At 66.0% G+C, this 12,775-nt stretch carries 11 protein-coding genes; 8 read left to right on the forward strand and 3 right to left on the reverse strand.

Features of this window, described 5'->3' with window-relative positions; genetic code table 11:
* Positions 1–13: 13 nt before the first annotated feature.
* From era to lepB, 3 genes are read right to left on the reverse strand one after another with little or no spacing between them, the layout of a single operon-like run.
* Positions 14–919 (reverse strand): GTPase Era, encoded by a 906-nt coding sequence (gene era, locus GRI40_RS00395; RefSeq protein WP_160609519.1) that lies wholly within the window; start codon positions 917–919, stop codon positions 14–16.
* Positions 916–1,587, reverse strand: a complete 672-nt coding sequence (gene rnc / locus GRI40_RS00400; RefSeq protein WP_160609520.1) for a ribonuclease III — start codon at positions 1,585–1,587, stop codon at positions 916–918. The genes era and rnc overlap by 4 nt, the downstream gene beginning before the upstream one ends.
* Complete coding sequence (gene lepB / locus GRI40_RS00405) at positions 1,584–2,387, reverse strand: signal peptidase I (RefSeq protein WP_160609521.1); 804 nt, start codon at positions 2,385–2,387, stop codon at positions 1,584–1,586. Before lepB ends, rnc begins: the two co-directional genes overlap by 4 nt.
* A 103-nt stretch (positions 2,388–2,490) precedes the next feature.
* Here lepB and pgi point away from each other — a divergent pair, with 103 nt between their 5' ends.
* From pgi to scpA, 8 genes are all read left to right on the forward strand, one after another.
* Positions 2,491–4,020, forward strand: a complete 1,530-nt coding sequence (gene pgi / locus GRI40_RS00415) for a glucose-6-phosphate isomerase (protein WP_160609523.1) — start codon at positions 2,491–2,493, stop codon at positions 4,018–4,020.
* Positions 4,021–4,257: 237 nt separating this feature from the next.
* Positions 4,258–5,679 (forward strand): DEAD/DEAH box helicase, encoded by a 1,422-nt coding sequence (locus GRI40_RS00420; protein WP_160609524.1) that lies wholly within the window; start codon positions 4,258–4,260, stop codon positions 5,677–5,679.
* 102 nt (positions 5,680–5,781) lie between these two features.
* Entirely contained in the window at positions 5,782–7,131 is a 1,350-nt protein-coding gene (gene gor / locus GRI40_RS00425; RefSeq protein ID WP_160609525.1) for a glutathione-disulfide reductase, read from the forward strand.
* Positions 7,132–7,184: 53 nt separating this feature from the next.
* Positions 7,185–8,711, forward strand: a complete 1,527-nt coding sequence (locus GRI40_RS00430; RefSeq protein WP_160609526.1) for an acyl-CoA carboxylase subunit beta — start codon at positions 7,185–7,187, stop codon at positions 8,709–8,711.
* Complete coding sequence (locus tag GRI40_RS13765; protein ID WP_237488964.1) at positions 8,708–8,986, forward strand: hypothetical protein; 279 nt, start codon at positions 8,708–8,710, stop codon at positions 8,984–8,986. The genes GRI40_RS00430 and GRI40_RS13765 overlap by 4 nt, the downstream gene beginning before the upstream one ends.
* A complete protein-coding gene (mce, locus tag GRI40_RS00435; RefSeq protein ID WP_160609527.1) occupies positions 8,983–9,432 on the forward strand; it encodes a methylmalonyl-CoA epimerase in 450 nt (149 codons plus the stop codon). The genes GRI40_RS13765 and mce overlap by 4 nt, the downstream gene beginning before the upstream one ends.
* A 195-nt stretch (positions 9,433–9,627) precedes the next feature.
* On the forward strand, positions 9,628–10,416 hold the full coding sequence (locus GRI40_RS00440) for an enoyl-CoA hydratase-related protein (protein WP_160609528.1): 789 nt from the start codon (positions 9,628–9,630) through the stop codon (positions 10,414–10,416).
* A 189-nt stretch (positions 10,417–10,605) separates the two neighbouring features.
* On the forward strand, positions 10,606–12,750 hold the full coding sequence (gene scpA, locus GRI40_RS00445) for a methylmalonyl-CoA mutase (protein ID WP_160609529.1): 2,145 nt from the start codon (positions 10,606–10,608) through the stop codon (positions 12,748–12,750).
* Positions 12,751–12,775: the final 25 nt, after the last annotated feature.

Raw genomic sequence — 12,775 nt, forward strand, 5'->3', positions numbered from 1 at the left:
CTTCCCGCAGCCGTCAGCGCACCCAGTCGAGGCCGATCTCTTCGAAGATCTCGCGGCTTTCGTCCCAGTTCTCTTCCACTTTCACGTGCAGGAACAGGTGGACCTTCACGCCCAGCAGCTCGCTCAGCTCCTTGCGCGCCGCCTCGCCGATGGCCTTGATGCGCGCTCCGCCCTTGCCCAGCACGATCGCGCGCTGGGTGTCGCGGCCGACGATGATCTGCTGGTGGATCTCAACGCTGCCATCCTTGCGCTCGATATACTGTTCGGGCCGCACGGCGCTGTCGTAAGGAAGTTCCTCGTGGAGCTGCTTGTAGAGCTGCTCGCGCGTGATCTCGGCCGCCATCAGGCGTTCGCTGGCGTCCGACACCTGATCTTCGGGATAGATCCATTCGCCCTGGGGCATCATCCCGGCCAGCGCGGCCTTGAGTTCGGGCACCCCGTCACCGGTCTGGGCCGAGACGAAAAATATCTCGGCGAAATCGGCCTTCGCAGCGAATTCCTGTGCAAGGACCAGCAGGGGTTCCTTCTTCGCGATATCGACTTTGTTGAGCACCAGGATCTTGCGTTCCGGGCGCAGGCGCAGGGCCTCGATCAGCGGGTCCAGTTCGTGACGGCGCTGCTTGACCGGATCGACCACCAGCAGGATCGCATCGGCCGCCTGCGTGCCTTCCCACGCGGCGCTGACCATCGCGCGGTCGAGCCGTCGCCGCGGCGCGAAGATGCCGGGCGTGTCGACCAGCACCATCTGCGTTTCTTCTTCCAGTGCAATGCCGAGCAGCCGCGCCCGCGTGGTCTGCGCCTTGGCCGAAACGATGGCGACCTTCTGGCCGACGAGCGCATTGACCAGGGTGGACTTGCCGGCGTTGGGCGCCCCGATCACCGCCACGAAACCGCATCGGGCGTTGGGCTGGATCGTCATCCGAATCTCTCCATGAATGCAGCCGCGGCGGCGGTTTCGGCCTGCTGCTTGCTGCCGGCGGTGGCCTCGACCTCGCCCACGTTGTGCACTTTCACCCGCACCGTGAAGCGCGCCTGGTGGTCGGGCCCGCTGCGTTCGACAAGGGTGTATTCGGGCGGCTTGCGGCGATTGCCCGCGGCCCATTCCTGCAACGCAGACTTGGGATGCTTGGACCGGCCGCGCCGCCCTTCGATCGCGCCCTTCCACAACTGCTGCACCAGGTCGCGCGTGGCATCGAACCCGGCCTGGAGGAAGTTCGCGCCGATCAGTGCTTCCATCACGTCGCCCAGAACGTTGTCGCTGTCGTGCGCCCCGTCATCGCGCGCCTGCTTGCCCAGGCGGACGTGATCGGGCACCCCGATCTCGCGCGCGATGCAGGCGCATGTGTCGCGGCTGACCAGCGCGTTGAGGCGCTGCGCCAGTTCCCCCTCCGCTGCGTCGGAATCGGCGTAGAGCCATTGCGAGATCGAGAGGCCGAGGACACGGTCGCCCAGCCATTCGAGCCGTTCGTAATTGTCTTCGTCGCCCGTGCTGCCGTGGGTGAGTGCGGCGCGATAGCGTTCGGCATCGCCCACGGTGAAACCGACCCCTTCCAGCCAGGCGCGGGTTTTGTCCGGCAGCGCGGTCATATCCCCTGGCCCATCCGGTCGCCGCGCGTGGCGCCGAACCATGTCCACGGTTTCGTCCACTCGGCCGATCCGTCGGTCGACCAGACCATGCCGCTGGCGCGGGCGACTAGCAGTTCCTGCGGCACCATGCCGACACCGCCGCCGGGGGTGGCGGGAAAGCGGCTGTCCTGCGAATTGTCGCGGTTGTCGCCCATCGCGAACACCGCGCCTTCGGGCACGATCACGGGGCCGAAATCGTCCTGCGGCGTCCGCCCGAAATCGAGGGTATCGTAGCTGACGCCGTTGGGCAGCGTTTCGCGGAACCGGGTGTAGCTGCACGTTCCCGCGCCCGCGCGGCCGCCCCACGCGCAGCTCGTATTGGGCGATATGGGGACCACGAAATCGGCGGCCTGCCGGCGTGGAACGGGCGTGCCGTTGAGGATCACCTGCCCGGCGCGCATCGCCACGCTGTCGCCCGGCAGGCCGATCACCCGCTTGATGTAGTCGACCTTGTCCACCGGGTGCTTGAACACCGCGACATCGCCCCGTTCGGGCGCATCGCTGAAGATCTGTCCGGGGATCAGCGGCAGGTTGAACGGCAGCGACCAGCGGGAATAGCCATATGGCCACTTCGCCGCGACGAAGTAATCGCCGTTCCACAGGCGCGGCATCATCGATTCACTCGGGATCGAATAGAACGAGAAGAAGAAGCTGCGGAATATGAACACCGCCAGCGCCAGTTTCACCACAAACCAGGCGAAGCTTCCGAGCGTTTCCTCGTCCTTGCCAGTGGATGTCGTTCGGTCGATCGATTCAGTCATGGACAGTATGTCCGCCAAGGCTGCCGGCCGGTGCTGTGGGAACGCTTGCAAACATTGCCGCTTCCCCTAGGCGGACAGCCGCGCTCTAGGAAAGGATTTTCGCGTGACCCAGGCAGTCGAGGCCGCATGGCAGGCGATCGAACGGTGCGAGCGACGCACGCTGGACCAGCTGTTCGCCGGCGATGCGGAGCGGGTTGCCAAGCTGTCCGGGCGGATCGGGTGGGGCGAGGGTGACGATACCGGCGGCATCCTGTTCGACTGGTCGAAGACTCACCTGGACGACGACCTGCTTTGCGCGTTCGAGGCGCTGGCGAAGGCGCGCGACTTTACCGGTCGGCGCGCCGCGCTGCTCTCCGGGGAGCGGGTGAACACCAGCGAAGACCGTGCGGCCGAACACACCGCCCAGCGCGGCATCGGCTCCGAGGCGGCAGTGGAGGAGGCCGAGGCCCTGCACCAGCGCATGAACATGCTGGTGGAGGCGATCCACGGCGGCGCGTTCGGCGACATGCGCCACCTGATCCATATCGGCATCGGCGGTTCGGCGCTGGGCCCCCGGCTGGCGATCGACGCGCTGGCCCGCGACGGCGCGGAGGTTCAGGTCCACGTCGTCTCCAATATCGACGGGCTGGCGCTGGAAGCGGCGTTCGCGCGGTGCGATCCGGCCACGACGCTGATCGCCGTCGCTAGCAAGACCTTCACGACCGCCGAGACGATGACCAACGCGGTGAGCGCACTCGCCTGGCTGCGCGAGAACGGCGTCGCCGATCCTTATGGCCGGGTCATCGCGCTGACCGCCGCGCCTGAAAAGGCCGTGGAATGGGGTGTTGACGAAACCCGCGTGCTGCCGTTTTCGGAAAGCGTCGGGGGCCGCTATTCCCTTTGGTCCAGCATCGGCTTCCCCATCGCGCTGGCGCTGGGCTGGGCGGACTTCGATGCCATGCTCGCGGGCGCGCGCATGTTGGACGAACACTTTCGCGATACGGAGGGCCGGGCGAACCTGCCGCTGCGCGCCGCCTTCGCCGACCAGTATTACACGCGCGTCCGCGGCTGCCAGACCCGCGGGGTTTTCGCCTATGACGAACGCCTCGCGCTGTTTCCCGACTACCTCCAGCAACTGGAGATGGAATCGAATGGCAAGCGCGTGGATGCCGTCGGCGCACCCGTATCGGGGCCGACAGCGCCGGTGACATGGGGCGGGGTGGGGACGGACGCGCAGCACGCGGTGTTCCAGTTGCTGCACCAGGGCACCGTGGAGGTTCCCGTCGATTTCATCGCCAGCGTGCTGCCCGGCGACATGCTCGACCCCGCGCATCACCGCATCCTGCTGATGAACTGCTTTGCCCAGGGTGCCGCGCTGATGGCCGGCGCCGACGGCAAGGACCCTGCGCGGGAATACCCCGGCGACCGGCCGAGCGCGACGATCCTGTGCGACGACATCGATCCCGCCACCCTGGGGGCGCTCATCGCGTTCCACGAACATCGCACGTTCGCCAACGCGGTGCTGATGGGCATCAATCCGTTCGACCAGTTCGGCGTGGAGCTGGGCAAGTCCATCGCCAACAAGATCGATGCCGGCGGCGCGACGTTCGATGCCAGCACCCAGGCCTTGCTGGAAGTCGCAGGCTTTGACTGATTGCTGCATTGCAGCGATCGATTGACTTGATTGGGCGAAGCGCCCATATGCGCGGGCATCGAGACGCCTCGGCAGCGTGAACAGGCGGGCAACCGCCCCGGCCGCATCTCGGTTCCATTCCCAGACTTCCCAATTCACGCGGGTCGTTAACGGGGCTTCACGGCAGGCCCCATAACCCGCTGCATCCGCGCGCCCGCCATGGGCCCGCGCGCTGCCGCACAGGCTATGAGTTTATCCATGTCTTTCGAAAACCTCGGGCTGTCGCAGCCCGTGCTCCAGGCTCTGGAGCAGAAGAACTATACCGTCGCCACCCCGATCCAGCAGCAGGCGATCCCGCTCGTGCTGGAAGGGCGCGACCTGTTGGGCATCGCCCAGACCGGCACCGGCAAGACCGCGGCATTCATGCTGCCGAGCATCGACCGGCTGCGCGAGGCTGGCCGGCAGACGCCGTTCAAGTCCGCCCGCATGCTTGTCCTCGCGCCCACGCGTGAACTCGCCGGCCAGATCGCCAAGAGCGCCGAGGATTACGGCGGTTTCACCGGCCTCAAGGTCTCGGTCGTCGTCGGCGGCACGTCCGTCGGCAAGGACCGCAACAAGCTGCATCGCGGCACCGATGTGCTGGTGGCCACCCCTGGCCGCCTGCTCGATCTGGTGGACCAGAAGGCTTTCCGCCTCGACGGCGTCGAAATCCTCGTGCTCGACGAAGCGGACCAGATGCTCGACCTCGGCTTCATCCACGCGCTGCGCAAGCTGGTCGCGCTGATGCCGGCCAAGCGCCAGACGCTGCTGTTCAGCGCCACGATGCCGGGTTCGATCAAGGAACTGAGCAAGCAGTACCTGACCAATCCGGCCCATGTCTCGGTCGCCCCGGCGGCCACGACGGCGGAACGTGTCGAACAGTTCGTCACCCTGGTCAGCCAGAGCGAGAAGCAAGCGCTCCTGGAACTGATCCTCCGGCGGCAGTATCCGCAGACGCAGGGCATGGACCGCGTGCTCATCTTCACGCGCACCAAGCATGGCGCGGACCGCGTGGTGAAGAAGCTGGCACAGGCCGGCATCACCGCGGACGCGATCCACGGCAACAAGAGCCAGCCGCAGCGCGAACGCGCCTTGGCGAACTTCAAGTCCGGCCGCGTGCCGATCCTGGTGGCGACCGATATCGCGGCGCGCGGGATCGACGTGTCGGGCGTGAGCCACGTCATCAACTTCGAGCTGCCCAATGTGGCCGAGCAATATGTCCACCGCATCGGCCGCACCGCGCGCGCCGGGGCGGACGGCATCGCGCTGACCCTGTGTGCCGAGGATGAACGCGCCTACCTGCGCGATATCCAGAAGCTGACGGGCGTGACCTGCACCCGCCTGCCGCTGCCTGACAATTTCCGCGCCTTCATCGAAGACGCGCCGATCGTCCGGCCCAAGGGCAACCCGGGCCAGGTGCAGCAGCCGCGCGCGAAAAAGGTGCAGGCCAAGCCCGTCGGCGGCGAACGGCGGGGCGATGGCGGGCCCTGGCAGGAAAGCCGCCAGGGCGAACGGCAGCAGGGCGAGCGTCAGCAGGAACGCGGCGGCAAGCCCGCCCAGGGCCAGCAGCGCCGCCGCCGGTTCGGCAAGGGACCGGGCGGTGGCGGCGGGGGCACCGTTCAGCGCCGCTCGCGCGGGTGATTTCGAAGCCCTCCCGTCGCCCACTCTTGTTGGGCGGGGGGAGGGTTTCGTTGCAACCCCATGCTCCGCCCGGCATATGCGCGCCCCTGACAGGAGACGCGCATGGCCGAGCAGAGTTACGACTACGACCTTTTCGTGATCGGCGCAGGGTCCGGCGGCGTGCGCGCCAGCCGGATCGCGGCGGGCTACGGCGCGAAAGTGGCCGTGGCGGAGGAACACCGCGTCGGCGGCACCTGCGTGATCCGCGGGTGCGTGCCCAAGAAGATGCTCGTTTACGGCGCGCACTTTGCCGAGGACCTGGAAGACGCGAAGGCGTTCGGCTGGTCGATCGAGGCGCCGAAGTTCGACTGGACCGTCCTGCGCGATAACGTTCTGAACGATGTCACGCGGCTCGAAGGGCTCTATACCCAGACGCTCGACAACAACAACGTCACCATCCTTGCCGAACGCGCGACCCTGGTGGGGAATCATGAAATCGCGCTCGCCAGCGGCAGGGTCGTCACCGCGAAATATATCCTCATCGCCACCGGCGCCCGGCCGCACGTGCCCGATTGTCCCGGCAGCGAGCTTGGCATCACCAGCAACGAGGCATTCCACCTCGATGCGATTCCGGGGCGCATCCTGATCGCGGGCGGCGGCTACATCGCCAACGAATTTGCGGGCATCTTCCACCAGTTCGGCAGCAAGGTCACGATCATGAACCGATCGGACCAGCTGCTGCGCGGCTATGACGAGTCGTTGCGCGACCGGCTGCTGCAGATCAGCGTCATGAAGGGCATCGATTTCCGCTTCAACGCGAAGTTCCGCGGTATCGAGAAGGACGGCGATGCGCTGAAGGTCTCGATGACCGGTCACGACGATATCATCGTCGATTGCGTCATGTTCGCGACCGGACGCCTGCCGAACACGGAGGGCCTCGGCCTGGAGGCCGCAGGCGTGGTGCTGGGCGACCATGGCGAGATCGTGGTCGACCGTTTTAGCAAGACGAACGTCGATCACATCTACGCCGTGGGCGACGTGACGGGCCGCGTGCAGTTGACGCCGGTGGCCATCCGCGAAGGGCACGCCTTTGCGGACACCGTGTTCGGCAACAACCCGCGCGCGATCGATCACGAATGCATTCCCAGCGCCGTATTCAGCCACCCGCCGATCGCGGCTGTGGGTCTGACCGAAGGGCAGGCGCGCAACACGCATGGCGCGGTCAAGGTGTACGAAAGCGATTTCCGCCCGATGAAGAATGTATTGGCCGGGCGCAACGAACGCTGTCTCTACAAGATGGTCTGCGACGAGGGGACGGACCGCATACTGGGCATCCACATGATCGGGCCGGATGCGCCTGAAATCATGCAGGCGGCAGCGGTCGCGGTGAAGGCGGGCCTCACCAAGGCGCAGTTCGACGCGACTACCGCGATCCACCCGACGATGGCGGAGGAACTCGTCCTGCTGCGTTGACGCCTCCGCCCCGGCGCGGCAAGGCGACGGCGTAAATGCAGGAAGGGGCCGGGATGTCCGCCAATATCGCCGAACTCGAACGTCGCCGCGCCGCCGCGCGCAGGGGCGGAGGCGAGAAACGCATCGCCGCGCAGCACGCCAAGGGCAAGCTGACCGCGCGCGAGCGGCTCGACGTGCTGCTCGACGAAGGCAGCTTCGAAGAGCTCGACATGTACGTCGAGCATGATTGCAGCGACTTCGGCATGGAAAACCAGCGCATTCCGGGCGACGGCGTCGTCACCGGCAGCGGCACGATCAATGGCCGGCTGGTGTTCGTGTTCAGCCAGGACTTCACCGTGTTCGGCGGCTCATTGAGCAAGCGCCACGCGGAGAAGATCTGCAAGGTGATGGACATGGCGCTGAAGGTCGGCGCGCCGGTCATCGGCCTCAACGACAGCGGCGGCGCGCGCATCCAGGAAGGCGTCGCCAGCCTCGGCGGATATGCCGAGGTGTTCCAGCGCAACGTGCTGGCCAGCGGGGTGGTGCCGCAGATCAGCCTCATCATGGGCCCGTGCGCGGGCGGGGCGGTTTACAGCCCGGCGATGACCGACTTCATCTTCATGGTGAAGGATTCGAGTTACATGTTCGTCACTGGTCCTGACGTGGTGAAGACCGTCACCAACGAGGTCGTCACGCAGGAGGAACTCGGCGGCGCGATCACCCACACCACCAAGACCAGCGTCGCCGATCTCGCGTTCGAGAACGATATCGAGACGCTGCTGCAGACCCGCCGGTTATTCGACTTCCTCCCGTTGTCGAACCGCGAAAGCGTGCCCGAGCGGCCGACCGCCGATGCGTGGGACCGCGTCGAGGACAGCCTCGACACGCTGATCCCGGCAAACGCCAGCCAACCTTACGACATGCACGAAGTGGTCCGCAAAGTGCTCGACGAAGGCGACTTCTTTGAGGTGCAGCCGGCGCACGCGGGCAATGTGCTCACCGGCTTCGGCCGGGTGGAAGGGCGCACCGTAGGCGTGGTCGCCAACCAGCCGATGGTGCTCGCCGGCGTGCTCGACATCAACTCGAGCAAGAAGGCCGCGCGCTTCGTGCGCTTCTGCGACGCGTTCGAGATCCCGATCCTGACTTTCGTCGACGTGCCCGGCTTCCTCCCCGGCACCGCGCAGGAGCACAACGGCATCATCAAGCACGGCGCCAAGCTGCTGTTCGCCTATGCCGAGGCGACCGTGCCCAAGATCACCGTGATCACCCGCAAGGCCTACGGCGGCGCCTACGACGTCATGGCGTCGAAACACCTGCGCGGCGACCTCAACTACGCCTGGCCCACCGCCGAGATCGCCGTGATGGGCGCCAAGGGCGCGGTCGAAATCATCTTCCGCGGCCTGCCGGCGGAGCAACAGGCGGAGAAGACTCGCGAGTACGAGGAACGCTTCGCCAACCCGTTCGTCGCGGCGCAAAGGGGGTACATCGACGAGGTGATCTACCCGCACTCGACGAGGCGACGGATCGCGCTGGGCTTGCGCAAGCTACGCGGGAAGGTGCTCGAGAACCCCTGGAAAAAGCATGATAATATTCCGTTGTGAGTAGCGCTCGCGAACCGATCGACGGCACGTTTTTCGGCCTTGAGTTCTCAATTCCGCACTTCGCAGGAATTGCGTGCGTCGCACTCTGCGGTGTTTATGCGTTCTGGGTATTCTACCGCGCGATGAAAACCGGTATTCATGATTTTCGACACCGAACAGTGCGTTCGGAAGAGCCCCACATGTTCGCCTTCCAAGTTGGCCTGACAGCGTTCCTCGGTGCTGTTGCCGTTGCAGGTGCAATTGTATGGGCACTCGATTTGGGGATGAAACCATGAAACTCGGCCGTCTCAATCACATCGGCGTCGCGACGCCCTCGATCGCGGATAGCGTGGTCTATTACCGCGAGGTGATGGGTGCGACGCGGATCACCGAACCGTTCGATATGCCCCAGCAGGGGGTGAAGGTCTGCTTCGTCGACACGCCGACGGATACCGGCCTGAACGGCACGCAGATCGAGCTGATCGAGCCGCTGGGCGAGGGCTCGGCCATCCGTGGGTTCCTGGAAAAGAACCCGCTCGGGGGGCAGCATCACCTTTGCTACGAGGTACCCGATATCGAAGAGGCCCGCGCGTGGTTTGAAGGGCTGGGCAAGCGCGTGCTCGGCCCCACCCGCATCGGCGCGCACGGGACGCCGATCTTCTTCCTCCACCCCAAGGACATGATGGGTCAGCTGACCGAGATCATGGAGACGCCCAAGAGCGACCAGCATTGGTCGAACTGAACCGCGACGGACGGCATCAGCCTCCCTCTCCGTGACCTCTATCGAGGCTGTTCTTCCGGCGATCGGGTGGAAAAGGAAAAGCCTTGGCCCGGATCAAGTGCGGGCCGACGATGGTGGGTTGTGCAGCGCGAAATCCCGCGCCACACCGATTGCGAAACGAACCGCATTGGAAGGCATTTGGGGGAGGGCGCCGACGTGGCCGAATACGAAACGATCCTGACCGAGCGCACGGGCGGCGTGCTCAAGATCACGCTCAACCGGCCGGACCGCCTCAACGCCGCATCGATCGAACTGGCCGACGAATTCACCGCTGCCCTTTACGATCTGGGCGATGCGCGCAGCGTGCTGATCACCGGCGCGGGAAAGGGCTTCTGCTCGGGCGCCGATCTGGCGGCGCGGGGCGAGTCGAGCGCAATCACCGGCACGGGCGGCAGCCACCGTGCGCTGCAGAACCACTACAACCCGCTCATCACCCAGATCATGCGCTGCCCTGTTCCGGTGGTGACCGCGGTGAACGGCGCGGCGGCCGGCGTAGGCTGCTCGATCGCGCTTGCCGGAGACTTTGTGCTCGCCGGGCGTAGCGCCTATTTTCTCCAGGCGTTCGTCAACATCGGGCTTGTCCCCGACGGCGGCTCGACCTGGCTGCTGGCCCGCGCGATCGGCCGCGCGCGCGCCACCCGCATGATGATGCTGGGCGAGAAGATAGGCGCGGACCAGGCCGAGGAATGGGGCCTGATCTACAGGGCCGTAGACGATGCCGCGCTGATGGACGAGGCCGCGGGGCTGGCCGCGCGCCTGGCCGATGGCCCGACCCTGTCCTACTCCACGATGAAGGCGAACATCCTGACCGCGCTCGACGGCACGCTGCCGCAGGTTTTCCTGGCAGAGGCGGAAGGCCAGCGCACCGCCGGCGCCAGCGCCGATGCCATGGAAGGCGCCATGGCCTTCCTGGAAAAGCGCAAGCCCCGCTTCCAGGGGCGCTAACCCGCCGCGCAGCCGCGCGCGGATGGCACGGGGGCAAGATTTGCTTTCGTTGACCCCGCCGCGCGAAATCGTCAGTGCGGAAGCGCAAAAATCGGCATCGCGCGCGCCCGGCCTTCATCACGGGCGCGGGGGGGGCCTGCGCGGGCGTGTCTTGCACATCGCTCGCCGCGAACGGTTAGGGATTTGAGAATGACGGGTAAGAGCAGGACGGACTGGCAGGCCCTCGCCGACAAGGAAGTGAAGGGGCGCGATCTCGCCTGGCACACGCCCGAAGGTTTCGCGATCCAGCCGCTCTACACCGCCGAGGATGCGTCCGGCGACGAGGGCCTGCCCGGCTTCGCGCCGTTCACGCGCGGCGTGAAGGCGAGCATGTACGCCGGTCGCCCGTGGACGATCCGCCAGTATGCCGGCTTTTCGACCGCCGAGGAATCGAACGCGTTCTACCGCCGCAACCTGGCGATGGGGCAGAAGGGTCTATCGGTCGCGTTCGATCTTGCCACCCACCGCGGCTACGACAGCGACCATCCTCGCGTGGTCGGCGATGTCGGCAAGGCGGGCGTGGCGATCGACACCGTGCGCGACATGGAGATCCTGTTCGAGGGCATCCCGCTCGACCAGATGAGCGTTTCCATGACGATGAACGGCGCGGTGATCCCGGTGCTGGCGTTCTTCATCGTCGCGGCGGAGCGGCAGGGGGTGAGCCAGGACAAGCTCGACGGGACCATCCAGAACGACATCCTGAAGGAGTTCATGGTCCGCAATACCTATATCTATCCGCCCGAACCGAGCATGCGGATCGTTTCGGACATCATCGCATATACGTCCGCCAACATGCCGAAATTCAACAGCATTTCGATTTCCGGCTATCACATGCACGAAGCCGGGGCGACGGCGGTGCAGGAACTGGCGTTCACCATCGCTGACGGCAAGGAATATGTCCGACGCGCCGTCGCCAGCGGGCTGGATATCGATGCCTTCGCCGGACGATTGAGCTTCTTCTTCGGCATCGGCATGAACTTCTTCATGGAGATCGCCAAGCTGCGCGCCGCCCGCACGCTGTGGTGGCGCACGATGGACGGGCTCGGCGCGAAGAGCGAACGCAGCAAGATGCTGCGCACCCATTGCCAGACCAGCGGCGTCTCGCTGCAGGAGCAGGATCCCTACAACAACGTCATCCGCACCACGGTGGAGGCAATGGCGGCGGTGCTCGGCGGTACGCAGTCGCTGCACACCAACGCGCTCGACGAAGCAATCGCGCTGCCGACTGATTTCTCCGCCCGCATCGCCCGCAACACGCAGCTCGTGCTGCAGGAAGAAAGCGGGATCACCCAGGTGGTCGATCCGCTGGGTGGTTCATATTACATCGAAGCATTGACCGCCAAGTTGGTGGAAGAAGCCGAAAAATTGATCGCTGAAGCCGATGCGGCGGGCGGCATGACCGCCTATGTCGCGACCGGCCGCCCCAAGGCCGCGATCGAGGAAGCGGCTGCCGCCAAGCAGGCGGGCATCGACAAGGGCGATACCGTGATCGTCGGCGTTAACAAGTATCGCAAGGCGCAGGAGGATCATCTCGAAACGCTCGAGGTGGACAATCACGTGGTGCGCGAAGGCCAGATCGCGCGGCTGAAGGCCGTGCGGACCGGGCGGGACGAAGCGGCGTGCCAGGCCGCGCTCGAGGCGCTGACCGCGGGATGCTCGGCTGGCGGCAATCTCCTGGCGCTGGCAGTTGAAGCGGCGCGCCACGATGCGACGCTGGGTGAAATCTCTGCCGCGATGGAACAGGCGTTCGGTCGCTACGGCACCAGCCCGGCGCCTGTTACGGGTATCTACTCCGCCGCCTACGAAGGCGACAGTCGCTACGCGCAGGTCGTGGAAGGGGTGCAGGCCGTAGCTCGGCGGTTGGGACGCGCGCCCAGGGTCATGGTCGCAAAGATGGGGCAGGACGGGCACGACCGCGGCGCCAACGTGATCGCATCGGCGTTCGCCGACATGGGCTTCGACGTGACCAGCGGGCCGCTGTTCCAGACCCCTGCGGAGACGCGCGACATGGCGCTGGAGCGCGATGTCGATGCGATCGGGGCATCCAGCCTTGCCGCCGGGCACAAGACGCTGATCCCCGAACTGATCCAGCTCCTGCGCGAGGCAGGGCGGGCAGACATCAAGGTCGTCGCGGGCGGGGTGATCCCGCCGCAGGATTATGACTTCCTGCGCGAAGCCGGGGTGCAGGGCATCTACGGCCCCGGATCGAACGTGGTCGAATGCGCGGCCGATATGCTGCGCCTGCTCGGCCACAACATGCCGCCGCTGGGCGAGACGCTGGAGGCGGCCGAATGACCCTCGTTCTCGCCCGGATGATGGA

The organism is Tsuneonella aeria (assembly GCF_009827495.1).
GTDB classification, from domain to species: Bacteria; Pseudomonadota; Alphaproteobacteria; order Sphingomonadales; family Sphingomonadaceae; genus Tsuneonella; species Tsuneonella aeria.